This is a genomic window from Halomonas organivorans, from assembly GCF_014192055.1.
GTDB lineage: Bacteria > Pseudomonadota > Gammaproteobacteria > Pseudomonadales > Halomonadaceae > Halomonas > Halomonas organivorans.
Genome location: NZ_JACHXM010000002.1, coordinates 350938 through 371856 on the forward strand (window position 1 = coordinate 350938; position 20919 = coordinate 371856).

The following is a 20919-nucleotide window of genomic DNA, read 5'->3' on the forward strand; positions in this document are numbered from 1 at the left end:
GCATCGATCAGTCGCTGGCCAGGCGCAGCGCCACGTAGTAGGACCGCCCGTCACGATAGAGCCGCACCGGCACCGCGCTACCCTCCGGCAGCTCGGTCACCAGCTCGGACAGCTGGTCAGGGCTTTCCACAGGCTGCTGGCCGATGCTGACCAGGACATCGCCGGGCCGGATTCCGGCCGCCGCCGCAATGCCGTCGGGATCGACCTCGGTCACCTGAACGCCGTGATCGAGCTCCAGCTTGCGCCGCTGCGATTCGTCCAGCGATTGCACCGCCACCCCCAGTCGTGCAGGCGCGGCATGCCCGTCACCGGCGTCACCGCCGGACGACTGGCTATCCGGCCACTTGCCGACCTCGACGCTCAGCGTCTCGCGCTCACCGTCGCGCAGCACGGTGAGGTCCACGCTACCACCGGGTGACACATGGCCGATCAGACGCGGCAGGGTGCTGGAACGATCGACGCCCTTACCGTTGACCTCGAGGATGATGTCACCGGCCTTGAGACCACCCTCGGCCGCCGGCCCTTCAGGATCGAGATCGGCGATCAACGCGCCTTCGGGGTTGTCCATGCCGAAGGACTCGGCCAGCTCACGGGACACCGGCTGGATCATCACCCCGAGCCAGCCACGCTCGACGGAGCCACTGGCGCGCAGCTGGTCGGCGACTTCCATCGCCACGTTGATGGGAATCGCGAAGGACAGCCCCATGAAACCGCCGCTACGGGTAAAGATCTGGGAGTTGATGCCCACCACTTCGCCATCGAGGTTGAACAGCGGACCACCGGAGTTGCCCGGGTTGATCGCCACGTCGGTCTGGATGAAGGGCACGTAGACATCACGCGGCAAGGTGCGGTTGATGGCACTCACGATACCGGACGTCACCGAGTGATCGAAGCCAAACGGCGAGCCGATGGCCGCCACCCATTCACCCACCTCAAGCTGGTCGGAGTCGCCCAGCGTGAGCGTCGGCAGGTCGTCGGCATCGACCTTGAGCACCGCCACGTCGGTCTTCTCGTCGGCCCCGACCAGCTCGGCCTCGAGCTCCCGGCGGTCGTTGAGACGCACCAGGATCTGATCGGCACCATCGACCACATGGGCGTTGGTCATGATGTAGCCGTCCTCGCTGATGATGAAGCCCGAGCCCAGCGACTGGCGCTCCTCGCTGTGGCCGTGCCCTCCTCCAGGCGGCGTCGGCAGCTGGTCGCCGAAGAAGTGGCGAAAGATCTCGGGAATTTCCTGGTTACCGAAGCCGCGGAAGGGCGAATCGCGACGATCCACCACGCGGGAGGTGGAGATGTTGACAACCCCTGGCGCGGCATCCTTCACCAGTTCGGTGAAGTCCGGCAATTCGCGGGCCATGGCGGACTGGGTGGCAAACAGCGCCACGACCAGCAGCACCCAGAGGGATAGCGTGCGCGTCATGCGTGTCATGAATGACTCCTGTGACAAGGTGCAATGGATGGCAAGGACATCTGCCCCTACCCCTTACCCCGACGAGGGCAAAAGGTTCAGCAAGGCGGCGGCACGAGCCATGGCCGCCGACGACAAAAGCCGGCCGCGCGGAGGTGTCGAAACAACGCTATCGCCTGGCCGTGCGACGACACCACGGCGGCGACGTTCATGGCGCGTCTTCCGCATCGCTGGCCGAGGCCTCGGTCGGCGCCTCGGGAGCCCAGACCACGGACTCGACCACGCGCCGCAGGACCTGGGGCGGCAGTTCGCCCATGGCCACGACCTGCCGTGGCTGACCGCCAAGTTCACGGTGCAGCACCGCGGCATGGGAAACGCCCAGGCGATGGATGCCGGGAATCAGCAGGTCGCGATTCTCGAGAGGTTCGACGAAAAGGCTGAGCGTCGACAGGCCATCGCCGTAGACCCGATGCCTGACGCCCGGACGACGCTCACCATGGGTCTTCACCGGCTGGGCAACGAACCCCTCCGGTAGCCAACGAGGCTGCCAGGGCTGACGGGGAGGATATTGCCCCTGTGCCAGGCCGACACGGCCCTGGTAGAGCTGCGGGGAACGCAGCTCGGTGATCTGGAAGGTCTCGACCACCCTGCCCCGCTCGTCGAGCAGCATCTGCTTGAGCGGCAGGGCGGTGGCGGCATCGAGCCACAGGCGGTGGCCATAGCGCTGATCATCGAGGGGCTCGATGTCCAGGCGCATTGCATGACGACCGGCGATGCGATCCGACCCGGAGAGCTGAAGACGATAGAGGCCATCGAGATGCCCGACGATGGCCTCGGGAGAGGCCGAAGGCGCCTTGCCCGGAGCCATGCCCCCCAACCGTGCGATGCGCCCCTCACGTTCGAAGGCGACCGCAGGTCCGTCGAGGAAACGTGCCACCTCTCGCTCGACGCCGTCTTGAATCTCGTGGGACATGGCCAGGCTGCGTACGCCGTCGCTGCCGATGCGCACGGCCCTGGCCTGGAAGACATAGCAGTGGCCCGCCCAAAGGCTACGTTCGTACCAGGACACCGCCGAGTCGGGCTCGTCCTCCTCGGCCAGTTGGGTACAGTCGAAGTCGGAGGACCCCGAGTCCAGCTGGGCCGTGTCCGCCAGCGCAGGTGCCGCGAGGGCGGTTCCGGCCAGCAACCAGGCCCCCAGGCACGCAGCCCTACCCCGCTGCCCCCCCATCAACGCTGCCCCAGAGACTCGCTTCCCGAGGCCCGCAGCAGCGGCATCCAGACATCACCACCGGTGGCAGCGGCACCTTCGGCATGACGATCCAGATAGGATTGCAGAAGCAGCGCCTGCTGGCGATCCATACGCAGCGACTGCCGCTGGGTGGGCGAGAGCATCGTCGGCGCTTCGGCTCCGACGGTCATCAGCCCCTGATTGCCGCCGCTCGAGCCCTGGAACATCGGCATGTCCACCAACGATGGCGCCGCACTGCTACCAGTACCAGGCGACGCCCCCAGCGATTCGGTATTGGCGGCGGTGCTGGCCACCGGCGCCTCGCTGTCACCGAGCGGAGAGGCGCCGTTGTAGAACTGCACGCCGGTGATCACCATCAGCGAGACCGCAGCGGCAATGCCGGCGCTGCGTCCCAGCGGCAGGGAACGCCGCGTCGTCGAGACGGGTGCCCCCAGCGGGGCGGGCTCGTCACGCAGGCTGGCCATGACGCCGGCCGAGAGGTCGGTGGTCATGTCGACGTCGCCCTCGCGTCGCAGCAGGCTCCTCATCAAGTGATAGCGGCGCCAGGCATCCGCCGCGTCGGGTTCGTCATCCAGCGACTTGAGGACGCGCCGCAGTTCGAGCTCGTCCCCCTCGTTGTCCATTAGCGCAGAAAGCGATTCCCGTGCGTTCTGACTCATTTCTCATCACCCTCACAATCGACAAGGCACCACCGCCTTGCATCCTGTTGGAAGCCCGGAATCCCGACCCCATTGCCCGTCGTGTCGGCCATTTCGAGAGGCCCCTGACCCGCCATGCACGGATCGGTCACCGCATATGACGTCACTCGCGCCCGACAGTTCAGCCAATCCGCAAAAACGGTGGAAATTCGCTTCATTCGGTCACCGCTTCCTGGTTGCGGGAGGTGGTGACCAGCGGCCGGATATGTTGATCCACGGCCTCGCGAGCGCGGAAGATTCGCGAACGCACCGTGCCCACTGGGCACTCCATGATGTTGGCAATGTCTTCGTAGGACAGGCCGTCGAGCTCGCGCAGGGTAATCGCCGTGCGCAGGTCATCGGGCAGCGCCTCGATGGCCTCGAACACGGCGGCCTGCAGCTGATCCCGGGCGATGGCCGCCTCGGGCGTTTCGATGTCGGCCAGGCGGCCGCTGTGATCGACCACCTCGGCATCGACGATGTCCAGGTCGCTGCCCGGGGGACGCCGCCCCTTGGAGACCAGGTGGTTCTTGGCGGTATTGATGGCGATGCGATACATCCAGGTGTAGAAGGCGCTTTCGGCACGAAACTTGCCAAGCGCCCGGTAGGCCTTGATGAAGGCTTCCTGCGCCACGTCCTGAACCTCGGCGTGGTCGTGCACGTAGCGGCCGATCAATCCGATGATCTTGTGCTGGTACTTCTTCACCAGCATGTCGAAGGCGCGGGTATCCCCCTTCTGTGCGCGTTCGACGAGTTGCTGGTCGGTTTCCCGGGTGCCCATTCAGCGCCTCCCCGTGGCGGGAGCTTGCCGCGACGCGCCGGAATGACGTCGCGTAGAGACGGGTATCGCTTCCATATGTATCAACCTAGACCCTGGGGTGAGCGTGCGCCGATATCGGCGGGTGCCCAAGTGTTCCTGTTTCACCGGCGCGCATCAAGCCTCTACACCGTCACCCGGCCGTTGGCATCGCCCGAAGACCGTCTCGGGCCGGTGCCCGCGCCGGCGCTAGGACAACCCTGCCCCACGTTGGGTTCCCGCATCGATTGAATTTGACCGGCACGCGGGCGATAGTAGGCCTCACGCCGAATCAGCGCTGACACGACACAGGTAGCGAAGCAACATGTCCGAGCAACAGGTCAACAACCTCAACGTTCTCGCCGAGGACGTCCTCATCACCCCGGCCGACCTCAAGCGGGAAATCCCGCTCACCGAAGACGCCGAACGCACGGTGATCGAGGGACGCCAGACCATCCAGAACATTCTCGACGGCCGTGACTCCCGGCTGCTGATGGTGGTAGGCCCCTGCTCGATCCACGACGTCGATGCGGCCCTGGACTACGCCCGCCGCCTGCGCCGGCTGGCCGACGAGGTCAAGGACAGCCTCTATATCGTCATGCGCGTCTACTTCGAGAAGCCGCGGACCACCGTGGGCTGGAAGGGCTTGATCAACGATCCACACCTCAACGGTTCCTTCGAGATCGAGGAAGGCCTGCACATCGCCCGGCGCCTGCTGGTCGAACTGGCCGAGCTGGGCCTGCCGCTGGCTACCGAGGCGCTGGACCCGATCTCGCCCCAGTACCTGCAGGACTGCATCAGCTGGTCGGCGATTGGTGCGAGAACCACCGAGTCCCAGACTCACCGCGAGATGGCCTCCGGGCTGTCCGGCCCCGTGGGGTTCAAGAACGGCACCGACGGCAGCCTCGACGTGGCCGTCAACGCCCTGCAATCGGTCGCCCACCCTCACAACTTCCTGGGCATCGACCAGGCCGGCAAGGTGGCGATCATCCGCACCCGCGGCAATCGCTACGGCCATGTGGTACTGCGTGGCGGAAACGGCAAGCCCAACTACGACAGCGTCAGCGTGGCGCTGGCCGAGCAGGAGCTGCACAAGGCCGGCGTAACGCCCAACATCATGATCGACTGCTCGCACGCCAACTCCAACAAGGACCCCAGCCTCCAGCCGCTGGTGCTGGAGAACGTCACCAACCAGATCCTCGAAGGCAACCGCTCGATCATCGGCCTGATGGTCGAGTCCAACATCGGCTGGGGCAACCAGAAGATCCCCGAGGATCACAGCCAGCTGGCCTACGGCGTCTCCATCACCGACGCCTGCATCGACTGGGACGCCACCGAGCAGGCCTTCACGACCATGAACGCCAAGCTGGCCCCGGTGCTGGCCAAGCGGCGCCGCGCCGCCTGACGCGCTCGAGCCTTCACGCTATCGATGGGCCCGCCGCATGGCGGGCCCATTTCGTCCGGACACTGCTCTTACCGTACATTGTCCCTGACGCGCGGCGCCCGAATGCCATGGACGAAGCTAGACCAGGAAGCGAGAGAAGAACCGCAGCAGCCGCTCGTGGTGCAGGTTTTCCGCCTCGCTACGCAGCATATGCCCCTCCCCCTCGTAGAAATGCGTCTCGACATGGCCCTTTCTGGCAGCGAGGCGCTCCGCCAGGCGCCGGGTCATGTCGACGCTCCAGGTGGCATCCTCCACGCCGTGGCTCAGCAAGACGGGGCCGGCGTAGCGCTCGATCTCGATGCGAGTGGTCGGCTTGAGGCGTTCGGAGCTTCCCCGCCATGTCCAGGCTCGGGAGGCGGCGTCCCAGGCTTGCCAGCCAGGGTCCCCCGAATCGCGGAAGGATCGCGCATCGAAGGCCCCGCACACCACGTCGGCGGAAGCGTGCGCGGCCAGCGCATCGGCCTGCCCCGCGCGCCCCTCCTCGGCCATCAGCGAGGCCAGCAAGAGAGCGTGCTCGCCGCCTCGTGACACGCCGTACAAGCCGACTCGCCCCGAGCAGTAGGCAAATTCCCGCAACGCCGCCAGGGCCTCGGCGGTGCGATCCAGTGCCACCTCCTCGATCGCGCCGGCATTCCAGGCATTACCGCCACGCGAATAGGCGTGGGGATAGGCCAGAAAACCATGCGCCGCGAACAGCACGGCCAGCCGATGCGACCAGCCGGAAAAGCCGCCCTCGGAGCCATGCAGGATCAATATGCCCGGGAATGGCCCGTCTCCAGCGGGTCCATAGGTAGTGCCGAATGCCGGCAACAGCCGACGCACGATATTTAGCATGCCATCTCCCTGTCCTTGCGTATCCCTGGATGCCGGCCATCCCAACGGCCGCCCGGCGTCATGGCGAGACGCCCCTCTCCTCGAGCGATTTGACCAGCAGGCACTGGCGCTTGTCGAGCCGATAGCCCTGCCGACGGTAGAAGGCATGCGCGGCCTCACGCGTGACGTTGGCCCGCACCCGGATCCGATCGGTGCGTGGCCGCAGCCAGGCCTCGGCGGCGGCCACCAGCTCGGCGCCCAGCCCCGCTCCCCGGCTCGTTTGCGTGACGACCAGACTCACGATCTCGCCACAGCGTCCCTCCGCCAGGCGCACGTCCAGGATCGCCGAGACGCAGCCTACGATGCCCCGCTCGCCTTCGGCGACGATGACGGCGTCGCCTCGCGCGACCATCGCCGCGAGATTGTCACTCACGCCGTCGGGGCCATGCGCGTAGCCCAGCTGTCCCATCAGCCCGGCCAGCGCTTCGGCATCGGCCTTCGTCGCTTGCCGAAAGCGAATCGTCATCCCGCCTCCTCATCTCCCGTAGCGTCGTGGCCGGCACCGCCTGCGCCGGCGATCAACTCCCGCGCCCAGGGTATCGCCTCGGGGTACTGTTCACCATCCAGCACGAACTCCTGCCCACGGGCCACGGCCTGCAGCGCGACGCGATCGGCGCGCCGCCGCCAGCGCCGGGGATCGGCATGATAGGTCAGCGGCGACCGCCCCTCGCCCGGCTGGAACCAGGCCGGCAGCTCCCAGGCCGATACCGTCTCGGCATTCGGCGCCGTCAGGCAATGCCGCGTAGCGTAGTGCGTGAAGATCCCGGCGCCAGGCAGCCCGATAGCGTAGCGATCGATCGTGAGTCGTGGACTGGCGATATAGAGCATGTTGCGGGGCGCGTCGAGGCGCTGGCAGTGAGGATGTTCATGCGCCCACTCGACGCCCACCGGCAGTCGCTCGCCCAGCGCCAGCGCCTCGCCCACCTGCAGCCAGCCCCACAGCACATGGCGCGGCCGCGAGGCGGGCACGAAGCGCCAGCGGCCATCGACGCGCTCGACATCTCGAAACAGCCCGAAGAACAGGAACAGATCGCCCGGCCCCACGCCCTGGTTGCGCAGGTGGCTCTGGGCGGACGCCATCTGGCCGAACAAAGGCCGCCAGCCCGGAGCACGCGGCAGCTGTCCGGGGTGCAGATCGGGATCCAGGTGGGCGCCGGCATCCGGCGAGACCCGCCCCCGGGTCAGATCGGCGACCAGCGGCCCCAGCGGCTCGCCCTGCTGGGTGATCGCCCGGTAGGGAATCACCGAGCGCGCGTCGGGAATCGGCAGCGCCAGCAGACGTCCATCGGGGAGGATCGGATTGGGCACGCCGCCAGCGGAGGTATCGAACCCCTTGCGGCTCAGGATCAGTTTCATCGTGACGTCTCGCCAATAGCGCTCATCGAGTGCCGGGGATCCTGGCGGATCGACCGCCAGGGTTCAAGCGTCGCGGAAAGCGTCGATCGACCCGATTGCCGGCTGGGCCGGCCTCGGCTAGCTTGAGGCGATAAGGTGCTCTCACCGAAGCCAGAGGACCCACGGATGGCGGAATCGACGGCCCTGCTTCACTCCATGACCACCTGGCTCGCCCCCTGGGAATTCTCGCCGCTGTGGGGTCTCGCCTGTCTAACGGCGGCCATCGTCTACATGCGTGGCGCCCGGCGGCTCGGTCGCCATCATCCGGCGGTCGGATGGTCACGCCCGATAGCCTTCCTGGCAGGCCTCGCCCTCGTCTACATCGTGACCCAGACCCACTACGATTACCTGTCGCAGTACATGTTCTTCCCCCACCGGGCGCAGCACCTGGTACTGCATCATGCCGCCCCCTTCCTGATGGCGCTCGCCCTGCCCGGCGCGGCGCTCGCCGCGGGGCTGCCGATGCGTATCGCCAGACCGAGCCGGCGGCTGCGACCGCTGGTCGATCTGCTGCAGCATCCGCTCGTCGCGCCGCTGCTGTTCGTCGGCCTGATCTATTTCTGGCTGATCCCGGAGGTGCACTTCAACGCCATGTTGAGCCAGGATCTCTATCAGCTCATGAACTGGAGCATGTTCATCGACGGCGTGCTGTTCTGGTGGCTGGTGCTCACCCCGTCGGGGCGACTCGGCCACGGCCGCCGTATCCTGCTGCTGCTGGCCGTGGTGCCGCCCCAGATCCTGCTCGGCGCCTATCTCACCTTCAGCCCGACGGTGCTGTTCGACGTCTACGAGGTATGCGGCCGCGCCTGGCCACTGGCACCGCTGGTCGACCAGCAGATCGGCGGGTTGATCACCTGGATACCGGCCACCATGATGAGCGTGATCGGCACCCTGATCGTGCTGCGCCAGTTGCGGCGCGACGAGACCCGCCGCCAGCGTATGCCCCCGTCCCGCACCCCACGCGATGTCATCGGCTGACCGCCAGGAGGCCCCATGCGATATGCACCGTTGGTGATGCTCGCGCTGACGCTCCTCGCCGGCTGCGGCGAGGAAAAATGGCAGACCAAGGACATATCCGGACTGATGCCGCCACTGGCCTTCGGGCTGACCGACGAGAGAGGCCGGGACGTCGAGGCCACCCGCTACCGCGGGGACATCACCCTGCTGTATTTCGGCTACACCCACTGCCCGGATGTCTGCCCCACCACCCTCGCCCGGCTCGCCGCCACCCTCGGCGACCTCGCACCCGAGGCCGGGCAGGACGTGCGTGTGCTGTTCGTCTCCGTCGATCCGGCGCGCGACGATCCCCGGCGGCTGGCGGCCTACACCGATGCCTTCGGGCCGACCATCGTTGGCCTGACCGGTAACCGGGAGCAGCTCGACGCCCTCACTCGGCGCTATCGAGTGACCTACGGCTACGGGGAAAAGGGAGACAACGGCGACTATCCGGTCTCCCACGCCAGCGGCATCTTCGCCTTCGACCGCGAAGGCAAGGCCCGGCTGCTGATCCGCGATAGCGACGGCCCCGAGGCCGTGCGACACGACCTCGTGCGGCTGCTCGCCGAGGAAGGATGATCTCAAAAAAGTGTAAAAGTCGGCGAGCGAAGGCTAGGGCTAGGCCCGCTCCCTGCGGGCCAACGCACTTCCCACGTCCTTGTGGGTCGCAAGGCAAGCATCAACGACAAATCGGTAGGGATTGCCGATTTGGGCAGCTTTGCTGCTCGTAGAGCGAGCGACATGGATGTCGCGAGTCAAAAGCCGGAGTTTACGAGCCGTAAATGAGGACTTTGATCGGACTCGCGCACGAGTTCATGTTTAACGCCGTATCGCCGAGCACAGCCACTTTTCGACCTTTACTGGCCGTCGATCTCGCGCACGAAAGGTGGCAGCGCATCCAGCAGCGCGCGGCCATAGCGGCGGGTGAGCACGCGGCGGTCGAGCAGAGTGATGCGGCCGCGGTCGGCCTCCTTGCGAATCAGCCGGCCGCAGGCCTGGACCAGCTTGATGGAGGCGTCGGGGACGCTGATGCGCATGAAGGGGTTGCCGCCCTGACGCTCGATCCACTCGGCGAGCGTCGCCCCCACCGGGTCGTCGGGCACGGCAAACGGCAGCCGGGTGATCACCACATGAGTCAGGTAGTCGCCGGGCAGGTCGATGCCCTCGGCGAAGCTCGCCAGGCCGAACAGGATACTCCCCTCGCCCTTGTCGACCCGGGCGCGATGCCGCTCCACCAGCTCGCGCTTGGGAAGCCGGTCCTGGGCCAGCACGCGCTCACGGGTCGTCTCCGACAGGGCCCGTTCCACGGCGCGCAGCTGGGCGCGAGAGGAGAACAGCATCAGTACCGCCTCGTCTTTTCCCAGCGCCTCGACGAACTCGACGATGGCGCGCTCATGGCCCTCGCGGTCGGCGGGATCCACCGCCTCCCGGGGCACGCTGAGCACCGCCCGCGAGTAGTCGAAGGGGCTCGGCAGGCTCTGGTAGCGATAGCGATTGGCCAGCCCGGCCCGCTCCTGCAGCCGCTCGAAGCGCCCCAGGGCGGTGAGGGTCGCCGAGGTCACCACGGCGCCGAAGCAGCGCCCCCACAGCGACTTCGCCAGGGTGTGCGCGGCGGACACGGGGCTGGCCGAGAAGGTCAGCTCCGGCTCGCCACCGAAGCGTTCCAGCGTCAGCCAGCGGGCGCGCGGCGGCTCGCCTTCCGGATCGGTCTCGGCGAAGGCCTGCCACAGGGCATGGGCCTCCAGCGCCCGGCCGTGGAGCAGCGCCACCAGCGGCAGCCAGGGCTCGGCCTGTTCGCGGGGCAGTCCGGTGGACTTCTCGGGATCCAGGCTCTCGCGCAGGATGTCGGCCATCGACTCCAGGGTCCGCGACAGCTCGGCGAACAGCGTCACCAGGCCATCGGCCTGATCGCGCAGGGCCTCCGGCACACGGCCCATCTCGAAGCGATGCTGGGCGCCCTCCTCGCCGTCCGCCAGGCCCTCGGGGCGCCTGGCCAGCTGGTGTCCCAGGGAAAACGCCTCGCCGAGCCGCGGCTCCACTGCGTCGATGGCCTGGGGTAGCCCGGCCAGCAGGCGCGCCAGGGTCGGCTGCACGGCCAGCGCCTGGTTGAGCTCGGTGAGCGACTTTTTCAGGGTGCGCAGCCAGCGCAGGGCGCCACCCACGGCGAAGCGATGGGTAAAGTGGTTGAGCGCCTTGTCCGGCAGGTGATGGCCCTCGTCGAAGACGTAGATGCAATCGCCCGGGTCCGGCAACACCACGCCGCCGCCCAGCGCCAGGTCGGCCAGCACCAGGTCATGATTGGCGACGATCACGTCGGCGCTGTCCAGGTCACGCCGGGCGCGGAAGAAGGCGCAGGCGCCGAAATGACCGCAGCGCCGATTGGTGCACTGGCGATGATCGACGGTGAGCTTGCGCCAGTGGGCATCGTCGATGCCCTCCGGCCAGCTATCGCGATCGCCGGCCCAGCGCCCGTTGCCGTAGGCCTCGCCCAGCGACTGGACGAGCTGCTGGAAGTCATCGCCGCCGCTGTCCAGGGCCTGCTCGAACAGCGACAGGGTGGGATTGTCCTCGCCGCCGTCCATGGCCTGGTCGAGACGCGCCACGCACACGTAGCGCCCGCGCCCCTTGGCCAGGGCGTAGTCGAACGCCAGCCCGCTGTGGGCCTTGAGGGACGGCAGATCCTGATGCAACACCTGCTCCTGCAGGGCCACCGTGGCAGTGGCCACCACCAGGCGCTTGCCGCGGGCCTTGGCCACCGGCAGCGCGGCCAGCAGGTAGGCCAGGGTCTTGCCGGTGCCGGTGCCGGCCTCGAGCACGCAGACATGCTCGTTGCCGGTGCGCTGGCCGGCGTCGTCGGCCTCGATACCGCCCAGGGTGCGGGCGATCTCGGCGATCATCAGCCGCTGGCCGTAGCGCGGCGTCAGGTCGAGACCGTCTAGCACCTTGCGATAGGCGCCCTGGATCTCGCCCTTGAGGACCTCGTCAAGCATGGTCTGACCTGCATCATTGAGGGGAGACCGCGGCTTTCCCGGCGACAGGCCGATGCGGAGGCACGGTGAACCCTTCCCTGGGCGCCACCTCTGCCAACCATGGCAGAGGACCTCCGCTACAGCCTGTCCTCGGCACCACTCACTCGGGTGGTTTCTCGGGCGCAGCCCGAGCGGTCTTTCTTCAAGCGGCGAAGCCGCGCCTTCGAGCTTCCAGGCGCGCAGCGCCGATCTTCAACCTTCTTTAAAGCAGTCCTTCCGGCGGATGCTCGCAGGGCAGCTTGTCGTCGATGAAGCGCTCGATCTCCGGCAGCGAGAAGGCATCCTCCTCGCCCACGAAGCTGATCGAGACGCCCTTGGCCCCGGCACGCCCGGTACGCCCGATGCGGTGGACGTAGTCTTCCGGATCCTCGGGCAGGGTGTAGTTGATGACGTGGCTGACATCCTCGATGTGGATGCCGCGACCGGCCACGTCGGTGGCCACCAGCACCTGGATCTCGCCTTCGCGGAAACGCTCCAGGGTGCTAATACGCTGGTTCTGGGGCACGTCCCCGGAGAGCATGGCGGCGTTGATGCCGGCCTTCTGGAGCAGCTCGTCGAGCTTGCGCACCAGGTCGCGGCGGTTGCCGAATACCATCACCCGGTCGAAGCTCTCCTGCTGCAGCAGCTGGACCAGCAGGCGCTGCTTGTCCTCGTCGCTGACCAGATAGACGCGCTGGTCGATGTCGGCGGCGTTATCGACGGTGACCGCGATCTCCACGTGGGCCGGGGACTGGGTCCACTGGCTCGCCAGGTTGAGGATGTCGTCGGTGAAGGTCGCCGAGAACAGGAAGGTCTGGCGCTCCTCCTTCTTCGGCGTGTGGCGGATGATGCGCTTGACGTCGGGGATGAAGCCCATGGAGAGCATGCGGTCCGCCTCGTCGAGCACCAGCACCTCGACCTGGGTCAGGTCCACGTCGCGCTTCTGGTGGAAGTCCAGCAGCCGGCCCGGGGTGGCCACCAGGATATCGAGCGTCTTGCCCAGCCCCTCGAGCTGCTTCTGGTAGTCCATGCCGCCGACCACGCTGGCCACGTTGAGGTTGGTGAAGCGGGCGAGCGCCTTGGCGTCCTTCTCGATCTGCAGCGCCAGCTCACGGGTCGGCGCCACGATCAGCGCCCGGGGCGCACCGGGTTTCTGGCCATCCGGCGCTTCCTCTTCGAGGAAGTAGGCCAGGATCGAGATCAAGAAGGCGGCGGTCTTGCCGGTGCCGGTCTGCGCCTTTCCAACCACGTCCCCGCCGAGCAGGGTGTGGGTCAGCGCCTCGGCCTGGATCGGCGTGCAGTACTCGAAGCCCTGAGCATGGATGGCCCGCATCAGCGGCAGCGGCAGATCGAAGTCGTGGAATCGCCACTTGCCCGCCACGGCGGGGACCTGGAACTGGCGCAGATCCCAGTTCGACTGGCGGCGGCGCGGCTTGCGGCGGCGGCGCTTGGGCTTGCGGTTCTGGGTCTGGGCCGGTGCTGTGGTCTGTTCCGACTCGCTCATAGGCTGTGCTGTCTCGTCCATGTTCGTGGATGGAGGTGCATCGGCAAGGGATGCGTGACGCAAACGGCCATTGTAACAGTCTCTGGCGTCGAGGGCGCGTTCGCTGTCGAAGGTCAGCTCCCGGCTGCTAGAATGGCGCCCATCGAAAGAGGAGCTGCGTCATGACACGCAAGAAGAAGACCCGTTCCATCGCCGACAAGGTGACCATCCGCACCGGCCGGCGCAAGGACTACAAGCAGTGGCGCCACGAGAACCCCGACGAGGTCACCTCGTCGCGGCGCTATACCGAGAAGAAGCGCCAGCAGCGCAAGCTGCAGGCCGCGCGCAAGCAGGCCCGCCAGGAGGCCGGCCAGCCGATCGCCATCCATCCCGACAAGCCCGAACACAAGGACGACTGACCGATGCGCCTGGTGTCATTCAACATCAACGGGATCCGCGCCCGCCTCCATCAGCTGGAGGCGCTGATCGCGGCCCATCGCCCGGCGGTGATCGGGCTTCAGGAAACCAAGGTCCAGGACAGCGAGTTCCCGCTCGAGGCCGTGGACGCCATGGGCTACGACGTTCACTTCCACGGCCAGAAAGGCCATTACGGCGTGGCGCTGATGATCTGCCGGAAGCAGTGTCCGGAGGGCCCGGAGGCGGTCTACCGCGGCTTCCCGGACGACGGCGAGGAGGCCCAGCGCCGGCTGATCGGCGCGCGCCTGCGCATCATCGACGGCGGCGAACCCTTGACCGTATGGAATGGCTACTTCCCCCAGGGCGAGAACGTCGAGCATCCGGTGAAGTTTCCCCACAAGCGCGAGTTCTACGCCCAGCTGTCGCGACTGCTCGACGAGCAGCACACGCCCGACGAGCGCCTGGCGATCATGGGCGACTTCAACATCTCGCCCGAGGACATCGATATCGGCATCGGCGAGTCCAACCGCAAGCGTTGGCTGCGCGAGGGCAAGACCAGCTTCCAGCCGGTCGAGCGCGAGTGGCTCGAGGGGATCAAGGCCTGGGGCCTGACCGACAGCTACCGGCTCTGCCACCCGGAGGTTGACGATCGCTTCAGCTGGTTCGACTACCGCTCCAAGGGCTTCGACCGCGATCCGAAGCGCGGCCTGCGCATCGACTACATCCTGGTGACCGAGCCGCTGGCCGGCCAGGTGCGCGACGCCGGCATCGACTACGAGCTGCGCGGCATGGAGAAGCCGTCCGACCACGCCCCCGTGTGGACCGAATTCGAGGCGTAATCATCTCGCGAAACGCTTGCCCGGCGGCAAGCCTTCGCGAGGCGCTGTAAACCCTTCCCTGGGCGCTACTTTTGCCCTTCAGCACTCTCGCATCCTGCTCCGCTTGAAGGACCGGTGCTGGCCATCCATGGCCAGCCCGTTCGGCGAGGATCGCCTCACCCCTGGCAAAAAACCCTCGCTACGCCTTGCCCCCGGCATTCACCGCCTCATCCTCGGTCCCGTCCGTTGCCTCAACGCCGTCCTGCTCCGGCAGGTTCGACAGCCAGGCTTCCGCCTCGAGCTCGCCCAGCGCTTGGGCCTTCGCCAGCGCCTCGCCGGCAAGGCCCCACTCTCCCCAGCCATAGGCCAGCTCGCCCAGCCGCAGCCAGTCGTCACCGGCCCCGCTGCGTTCGGCGACATCACGCCAGGCGGAAAGCGCCTGCTCATGATCCCGCGCCGCCTGCCAGGCCCTGGCCAGCAGGCGTCGATTCTCGAGATCGTCCGGCAGTGCCTGCTCCTCGAGCGCCCGGGTCAACAGCTCGGCGGCCCGCGCCGGGGTGCCGCCGGCCAGATGCAGGCGGATACGCTGGCGCAGGTCATCACTGCCCGCCAGCACGCCGCGCCGCCAGCCGGCCTCCCAGATCGCCGCCGCCCGTCCCGGCTCACCCAGCCGCTGGGCCAGCCCCGCGGCCCGGCGCCAAGCCTCGGGATCGCCGTTCGCGGTAGCCAGGCGCCGCTCGATCACCGCCAGCGCGCCGCTCTCGTCGCCGGCCCGCTGCAGCACGGTAGCAGCTAGCGTCGCCCGAGCCTCGCCGGGTGTGGCATCCGCCTCCAGCGCACGATTCACCCAGCGCGCTGCGGCCTCCCACTCGGACTCGGCGGCCAGCAGTTGGGCCATTAGCCAGTGATCCTCGCGGGTCCCATCATGACGCTGAAACCAGTCGCCCAGCAGCGCCTTCGCCCGCTCGGGCTGATCGCCCTGCAGGCGCAGGCCCGCCTCCTGGCGCAGCCAGCGATCCGCCTTAGCGCGCTCCACGCCACGGATGCCGCGGGCCTCGGCCAGGTGGTCGGCAGCGGCCAGCGGGTCTTCGAGACGCACCTCGGCGCTCGCGGCGAGCTGAAGATAAAGGGCACGCGCCCAACGGTCGGAGGCATTGCCGCCCGCCAGGCGCTCGGCCTGGCCCAGGGCTCGCTCGCGCACGGCATCGAATGCCGACTGCCCGAGACGCTGCTCGAGGTCCTGCAGGTCACCGATGATGCCCCCGGGCAGGGTCGGCGCCGCCAGCGCGGGCGACGCCACCAGCAGCCAGGCGAGCAGGCACAGTGGGCGGGGCTGCATCATGGTCGTCATCTCAGCTGGAACTCCAGGCGCTGGCGGGCCCGCCGGAGATGGTCGGCGGCGGCAAACTGCCAGCCGGCGATGGCGCGGCGAGCGACGCGATCGAAGACGCGCTGCGGGCTGGCCTCCACCACCTGGATGCTGTCGCGTTCGACGCTGCCGTCGCGGCGAATGATGAACTGCACCACCACGTGGCCTTCGAGACCGCGGCGGCGGGCCCGCGAGGGATACTCGGGCGGCACGCGACGCGTAGCCTGGGCGGAGGCCCCCACGTCCACCGGCTCGTTGGACGCCGCCTGAGTCGCGGCCGGGGCCGACGACGACGCGCCGGCCGCGGCCTGGCTCGGTGCAGGGTCCGGTGCCGGCGTCGGTGCGGGAGCCGGCTGCGGTTCAGGCTCAGGCTGCGGCTCGGGTTTCGGTTCGGGCCGTGGCTCAGGCGCCGGTTCAGGCGGCGTCTCGGTGAGCTCCGGCAGCGCCTCGTCCATCGGCACCTTCGGGGCCTCCATGGGCGGAAGCTCCGGCTCCGGCAGTGAAATGGCGCTGTCGACCTGGGGCGCCGGCGCCGGCTGTGGCGGCGGCGTCGGGGCACTGGGCGGCGGCGGTGGCGCCGCGCTGGCCGCCGTGGCCGGCTCGGGCGCCATCTCGGCCGGCGCCTCGGCCAGGGTCATCATGACCTCCTCGCGAGGCTCGGGCTCGGCCTCGGGAGGCGCCACCAACAGCGCCAGCAGCGCGAACAGCGCCAGGGTCAGGGCCGCCCCGGCCAGCAGCGAAACCGGCATCCGCATCAGTCGCCGCTCCGCTGGGCGGCCACCGCCACGTTATCGATGTCGGCCTCGCGCAGGCGATCCATGACCTCGATCAGCACCCCGGTCGTGGCGTCCCGGTCGGCCTGGATCACCACCGAGCCGTCGTCGCTGACCAGGCCGGCCACGCGCGGGCCGACCCGATGCATGTCCACCGGTTCGCCGTCGACCCACACCGCACCCTCGGGGGTGATCGCCACCAGCACCTGAACGTCCGGCCGCGGCGTTGCCGCACTGGACTCGGGGCGCTCGATCTCGACGCCGCTCTCCTTGATGAAGCTGGTGGTGACGATGAAGAAGATCAGCATGATGAAGACCACGTCCAGCATCGGGGTCAGATTGACCTCGCTGCTCTCCTCGCCGGCCGCAGCCAGTCGGCGTCTACGCATGGGCGTCCTCCGCGGCGCGCGCCAGGCGGTCGTGCAGCCGCTGATCCTCGCGCCGGATGATGTGTTCGAGACGAGCGATGAACAGCAGTCCCACCACCGAGACCGCCATGCCGCTCAGAGTCGGCAGGGTGGCGCGGGCCACGCCGTCGGCCATGGCGCGGGCCTGGTTGACCTCGCTCACCGACAGGCTGTCGAAGACGGTGATCATGCCGGTCACCGTGCCGAGCAGGCCGAACAGCGGGCAGATCACCACCAAGAGCTTGAGCCAGGGCAGCGGCGCGCGCAGCGTGGCGATCAGTTCGCGGGCCCAGACCTCACGCAGCGTCAGGGCGCTCCAGCTGGCGTGATCGCCGCGAGCCACCCAGCGCGCCACCAGCGAGCGGCGCGCCGGGCGATAGTGGAAGCGAAAGAACCACCAGCGCTCCAGACCCAACGAGAACAGCAGCACCGCTACGCCGATGATGACCACCAGCACCGGACCACCGGCCTCGACCAGCCACGACAGCGGTTCAAGCCAGGGCATCGGCATGGCGCGGCGTCACGTTCGGGGAAGCGGCATCGCGGCCGGCCTCCAGGGTGTCGGCGAGCACGGCGCTGGCCCGCCCCTCCAGGGTGCCGATCAGCGACCGGCTGCGACTGGACAGCGCCGTCTGGGCAAACAGCAGCGGCACAGCGGTGATCAGGCCCAGCACCGTGGTCACCAGCGCCTGACTGATGCCGCCGGCCATCAGCTGCGGGTCGCCGGTACCGAACACGGTGATCGACTGGAAGGTCACGATCATCCCGGTCACGGTGCCCAGCAGCCCCAGCAGCGGCGCCACCGCGGCCAGCATCTTGACCAGGCCCTGGCCGCGCTCGAGCTTCGGCTGCTCGGCGAGCAGCGCCTCGTCGAGGCGAGCCTCCAGCGCCTCGGGCGCGTGGCCCGGGCCGAGCGAATGGAAACGCTTGAGCACGCGTCCCAGCGGATTGTCATCGCGCAGCCGGCCGAGATCGCCGAGCTGACGACGCAGCCGCACGGTGACCCGCGTCAGATAGAGATATTGCACCAGCGCCACCAGCAAGCCGACGACACCCAGTGCCACCACCACATAGCCGACGGCGCCGCCCTGCTGGAAGCGCCCCCAAAGGCTCGGCGTCTGCGCCATGGCGGCGACGACCTGGCCGTCGGCCGGATCGAATGCCAGGGTGTCACTCTCGCCGTTGCGGAAGGCCGCCAATGTGTCAGCGATCGCCTTCGGCGTCTTGGGCAACACCGCCAGGCGCCCTTCGTCACCGGAGCGCTCGAGCAACTGACCGTCGTCGGTGGCCGCCAGCAGGTCGCCCACGCGAAGCACCGAGCGCTCGCTCACCTCGCCATCGGCACCGGCCACCGGCGCTTCGAGGTCAACCACGCGAGCGGTCTCGCGGGTCAGCGCCATCAAGCTGTCGGCGAGGCCGGCAACCTGATCGGCGCCGAGGATGCCATCGGCCTCGAGGCGCGGCGGCAGCTCGGCCCGGCCGCCCAGCGTCAGCCAGCTGTCGGCCAGGTCGTCGCGCAGCTCGCCGCTGACGCCGGCCACCTCGTCGAACACCGCCTGGAGGTCGCCGCCCTGCTCCCGGCGGCGGGCGTCCAGGACATCGAGCGCCTCGCGCTGGGACTGCTCCCGGGCGTCGAGGGATTCGCGTCGCTCACGGGCGGCGGCCAGTGCGTCCTGCGCCTCGGCCAGCGCCTCATCCAGAGCCGCTTCGTCATCGACCAGCTCGGCCAGGCGCGCACTGTCGCGGGCCTCCGCGGCCTCGCGCTCGGCGCGCAGGGTCGCCAGCGCGCCCTCGTCACTGGTGGCAGTCGCCTGCTGGGCCGGGGCCAGCAGCGGCACACTAGCCAGCCACAGGCCGGCAAGGGCAGCACACATTACCGTCGGCATCTTCATCAGGCGCCCTCCCCGGCTGGCGTCTCGGCGCTCGAGACGGTTTGAGACACGGGCAGTTCGAGCAGGGCCGGCGCACGTTGCTCATGCGCAATGGCCAGCCCCTTGCGCACCTCGGCTCGGGCCGCATCATCGAGCGGTTGCCAGTCGCCCCGCTCGACGCTCCATACGCCACCTCTGCGACCATCGGGGGTCAGGTAATACCAGCCAACTCGCCCCAGGCGCAGGAAATCCACCTCGCGCGGAGAATCGCCGGGCAGCTCACCGCGCCAGGCGTCGATCCCGCGACCGTAGTCGAGCTCAGCACGCCAGGCGGCCAACACTCTGGACAGCTTTTCGTCACGGCTCATCTCGGGGGCGGCCAGCAGGCGCTCGAGGCTCTCCACTCGCGCCATGCGCTCGTCATGCAGGAAGGGCATGTCGTCCGCCACCCAGGCGCGCAGGCGCTCGACCATGTCGCGCATCAGTGCGGGGAGTGCCTCGCGGGTCGCTGACAGCGTGGACAAAGCCTCGTCACGCTCGGCCAAGGTGTCGGCCTGGCGCTCGACCAGCGGTGCCAGCTCGGCGTTGTAGCCGTTCAGGCGGCGAGTCTCCTCGCGCGCCTGGCGCAGGGCCTGCAGCTTGTCGCGCACGGCATCGTCGGCGTTGTCGATGCGCGCCTGAAGCTCGGCCTGGGTGCGCTGGGCGTCGAGGGTCTCGTCACGCAGCGTCGTCTCGGCCGCTGCCGTGCCGGCCAGGAGCAGGGCAAGACCGGCGACGGCATGGCGGAGCCAGGGTTGTGGGTAGGACACGCTTGTCTCCGAAAGGTCCATACAGATTCCGAGCACCCTACTCTGAACAAGAATAGTTATCAATCCTTACCGGGCGTCGCAGGAGAATTGACACCGCCGCCGCGCTTATAAAGAATGAGAATCTATTTCATTCATGGGATGGAACGCCATGACGGCTGGCCGTGCTCGGCTCTACTACACCTGCACCTTCCTCTGTGTCTCGTTCCGGGCCCTGCGGGAATCGGTGGATGGGCATGCCCGGCGCCCCGGCCTTCCTTGCTGGCTGGACACCCGAACGGTCGAGATGCTGTCGGCCGAGCTGCGACGCTGCCGGGAGGAAGCGGTGCCCTTTGCGGAGCTGCACCGCCCGCTGGACCACGCTCTCTACCACTGCGGGCTGCTGATGGCCCAGTGCCCCGGTGCGCTGGATCACCGGCGCTGCCGGCAGCACCTCGGCGCCATCATCGCGCCGCTGGAAGACACCACGACACTCCTGGCGTCTCCCCCACGACGCGAGGGGCCATGGCTGGCGGCAGCCCGCCGATTGGGCGGCTGGCTGCGGCACTGACGCCGCACGCTTGCCCACACGACAACGGGCCGACCTCCCGCGAGGCCGGCCCGTTGTCGCTGACCGCCGCATGCGGTCGATCGCCACCGCTTGCGCTCCAGCGTCGGCAGCGCCTCGAACAGATCCGCCACGAGGCTACCGATCATCGAAAGCGTCTTATCAGAGCATTGCGGGGAAGATCCCCGATCCTCGGGTTTACAGCTTGCTCTCGAGCTCGGGCAGCGCCTCGAACAGATCCGCCACGAGGCCATAGTCCGCGACCTGGAAGATCGGCGCCTCGTCGTCCTTGTTGATGGCGACGATCACCTTGGAGTCCTTCATCCCCGCCAGGTGCTGGATGGCGCCCGAGATGCCCACCGCGATGTACAGCTCCGGGGCCACGATCTTGCCGGTCTGGCCGACCTGCATGTCGTTGGGCACGAAGCCGGCGTCCACCGCCGCGCGCGAGGCGCCGATCGCCGCGCCAAGCTTGTCGGCGATGCCATCGAGCAGCTTGAAGTTCTCGCCGCTGCCCATGCCGCGGCCGCCGGAGATGACGATCTTGGCGGCGCCCAGCTCGGGGCGGTCGCTCTGCTCGAG

22 protein-coding genes are annotated in these 20919 nt (G+C 68.3%); 6 read left to right on the plus strand and 16 right to left on the minus strand.

What is annotated here, in order from left to right:
- Positions 1–7 precede the first annotated feature (7 nt).
- The 4 genes from FHR96_RS04300 to rpoE all read right to left on the minus strand — a co-directional run bounded on the left by FHR96_RS04300 (position 8) and on the right by rpoE (position 4115).
- Positions 8–1429: a DegQ family serine endoprotease gene (locus FHR96_RS04300; protein WP_183386421.1), complete on the minus strand. Its 1422-nt coding sequence runs from the start codon at positions 1427–1429 to the stop codon at positions 8–10.
- Positions 1430–1616: 187 nt separating this feature from the next.
- Positions 1617–2594 carry a MucB/RseB C-terminal domain-containing protein gene (locus FHR96_RS04305; protein ID WP_246392766.1) on the minus strand — a complete coding sequence of 326 codons (978 nt, stop codon included), beginning with the start codon at positions 2592–2594 and terminating at the stop codon, positions 1617–1619.
- Between the two features lie 41 nt (positions 2595–2635).
- Positions 2636–3316 carry a sigma-E factor negative regulatory protein gene (locus FHR96_RS04310; RefSeq protein WP_183386423.1) on the minus strand — a complete coding sequence of 227 codons (681 nt, stop codon included), beginning with the start codon at positions 3314–3316 and terminating at the stop codon, positions 2636–2638.
- 193 nt (positions 3317–3509) lie between these two features.
- On the minus strand, positions 3510–4115 hold the full coding sequence (gene rpoE, locus FHR96_RS04315; RefSeq protein ID WP_183386424.1) for an RNA polymerase sigma factor RpoE: 606 nt from the start codon (positions 4113–4115) through the stop codon (positions 3510–3512).
- A gap of 340 nt (positions 4116–4455) precedes the next feature.
- Here rpoE and FHR96_RS04320 point away from each other — a divergent pair, with 340 nt between their 5' ends.
- Positions 4456–5535 (plus strand): 3-deoxy-7-phosphoheptulonate synthase, encoded by a 1080-nt coding sequence (locus tag FHR96_RS04320; protein WP_183386425.1) that lies wholly within the window; start codon positions 4456–4458, stop codon positions 5533–5535.
- A gap of 117 nt (positions 5536–5652) precedes the next feature.
- On the opposite strand, the gene FHR96_RS04325 is transcribed toward FHR96_RS04320, so the two are convergent.
- From FHR96_RS04325 to FHR96_RS04335, 3 genes are read right to left on the minus strand one after another with little or no spacing between them, the layout of a single operon-like run.
- Positions 5653–6408 (minus strand): alpha/beta hydrolase family protein, encoded by a 756-nt coding sequence (locus tag FHR96_RS04325; protein ID WP_183386426.1) that lies wholly within the window; start codon positions 6406–6408, stop codon positions 5653–5655.
- Positions 6409–6466: 58 nt separating this feature from the next.
- Positions 6467–6913, minus strand: a complete 447-nt coding sequence (locus FHR96_RS04330; RefSeq protein ID WP_183386427.1) for a GNAT family N-acetyltransferase — start codon at positions 6911–6913, stop codon at positions 6467–6469.
- On the minus strand, positions 6910–7803 hold the full coding sequence (locus FHR96_RS04335; protein ID WP_183386428.1) for an Nmad3 family putative nucleotide modification protein: 894 nt from the start codon (positions 7801–7803) through the stop codon (positions 6910–6912). The genes FHR96_RS04330 and FHR96_RS04335 overlap by 4 nt, the downstream gene beginning before the upstream one ends.
- A 165-nt stretch (positions 7804–7968) precedes the next feature.
- Here FHR96_RS04335 and FHR96_RS04340 point away from each other — a divergent pair, with 165 nt between their 5' ends.
- On the plus strand, positions 7969–8820 hold the full coding sequence (locus FHR96_RS04340) for a cytochrome c oxidase assembly protein (protein WP_183386429.1): 852 nt from the start codon (positions 7969–7971) through the stop codon (positions 8818–8820).
- Positions 8821–8835: 15 nt separating this feature from the next.
- Positions 8836–9417 (plus strand): SCO family protein, encoded by a 582-nt coding sequence (locus tag FHR96_RS04345; RefSeq protein WP_183386430.1) that lies wholly within the window; start codon positions 8836–8838, stop codon positions 9415–9417.
- Positions 9418–9695: 278 nt separating this feature from the next.
- Here FHR96_RS04345 and dinG read toward each other — a convergent pair whose 3' ends face one another.
- Together dinG and rhlB are read right to left on the minus strand one after the other, a co-directional pair.
- Positions 9696–11828: an ATP-dependent DNA helicase DinG gene (gene dinG / locus FHR96_RS04350; protein ID WP_183386431.1), complete on the minus strand. Its 2133-nt coding sequence runs from the start codon at positions 11826–11828 to the stop codon at positions 9696–9698.
- 241 nt (positions 11829–12069) lie between these two features.
- A complete protein-coding gene (gene rhlB / locus FHR96_RS04355; protein ID WP_246392767.1) occupies positions 12070–13350 on the minus strand; it encodes an ATP-dependent RNA helicase RhlB in 1281 nt (426 codons plus the stop codon).
- Between the two features lie 161 nt (positions 13351–13511).
- On the opposite strand from rhlB, the gene FHR96_RS04360 reads away from it, so the two are divergent.
- Positions 13512–13748: a hypothetical protein gene (locus FHR96_RS04360; RefSeq protein ID WP_183386433.1), complete on the plus strand. Its 237-nt coding sequence runs from the start codon at positions 13512–13514 to the stop codon at positions 13746–13748.
- A gap of 3 nt (positions 13749–13751) precedes the next feature.
- Positions 13752–14585, plus strand: a complete 834-nt coding sequence (xthA, locus tag FHR96_RS04365) for an exodeoxyribonuclease III (protein ID WP_183386434.1) — start codon at positions 13752–13754, stop codon at positions 14583–14585.
- A gap of 178 nt (positions 14586–14763) precedes the next feature.
- Here the strand turns inward: xthA and FHR96_RS04370 are convergent, their stop codons facing one another.
- From FHR96_RS04370 to FHR96_RS04395, 6 genes are read right to left on the minus strand one after another with little or no spacing between them, the layout of a single operon-like run.
- Positions 14764–15915, minus strand: a complete 1152-nt coding sequence (locus FHR96_RS04370; RefSeq protein WP_183386435.1) for a tetratricopeptide repeat protein — start codon at positions 15913–15915, stop codon at positions 14764–14766.
- The gene (locus FHR96_RS04375; protein WP_183386436.1) at positions 15912–16688 is read right to left on the minus strand and encodes an energy transducer TonB; all 777 of its coding nucleotides are present in this window, start codon (positions 16686–16688) and stop codon (positions 15912–15914) included. The genes FHR96_RS04370 and FHR96_RS04375 overlap by 4 nt, the downstream gene beginning before the upstream one ends.
- Positions 16688–17095: an ExbD/TolR family protein gene (locus FHR96_RS04380; RefSeq protein ID WP_183386437.1), complete on the minus strand. Its 408-nt coding sequence runs from the start codon at positions 17093–17095 to the stop codon at positions 16688–16690. The genes FHR96_RS04375 and FHR96_RS04380 overlap by 1 nt, the downstream gene beginning before the upstream one ends.
- Positions 17088–17624 carry a MotA/TolQ/ExbB proton channel family protein gene (locus tag FHR96_RS04385; RefSeq protein ID WP_183386438.1) on the minus strand — a complete coding sequence of 179 codons (537 nt, stop codon included), beginning with the start codon at positions 17622–17624 and terminating at the stop codon, positions 17088–17090. The genes FHR96_RS04380 and FHR96_RS04385 overlap by 8 nt, the downstream gene beginning before the upstream one ends.
- Positions 17605–19005 carry a MotA/TolQ/ExbB proton channel family protein gene (locus FHR96_RS04390; protein ID WP_246392768.1) on the minus strand — a complete coding sequence of 467 codons (1401 nt, stop codon included), beginning with the start codon at positions 19003–19005 and terminating at the stop codon, positions 17605–17607. Before FHR96_RS04390 ends, FHR96_RS04385 begins: the two co-directional genes overlap by 20 nt.
- A complete protein-coding gene (locus FHR96_RS04395) occupies positions 19005–19793 on the minus strand; it encodes a DUF3450 family protein (RefSeq protein WP_183386439.1) in 789 nt (262 codons plus the stop codon). The genes FHR96_RS04390 and FHR96_RS04395 overlap by 1 nt, the downstream gene beginning before the upstream one ends.
- A 148-nt stretch (positions 19794–19941) precedes the next feature.
- Here FHR96_RS04395 and FHR96_RS04400 point away from each other — a divergent pair, with 148 nt between their 5' ends.
- Positions 19942–20340, plus strand: a complete 399-nt coding sequence (locus FHR96_RS04400) for a hypothetical protein (RefSeq protein WP_183386440.1) — start codon at positions 19942–19944, stop codon at positions 20338–20340.
- Between the two features lie 195 nt (positions 20341–20535).
- Here FHR96_RS04400 and FHR96_RS04405 read toward each other — a convergent pair.
- Positions 20536–20919, minus strand: a 384-nt coding sequence (locus FHR96_RS04405) for an FAD-binding protein (RefSeq protein ID WP_221195687.1), incomplete at its 5' end; no start/stop codon positions are given.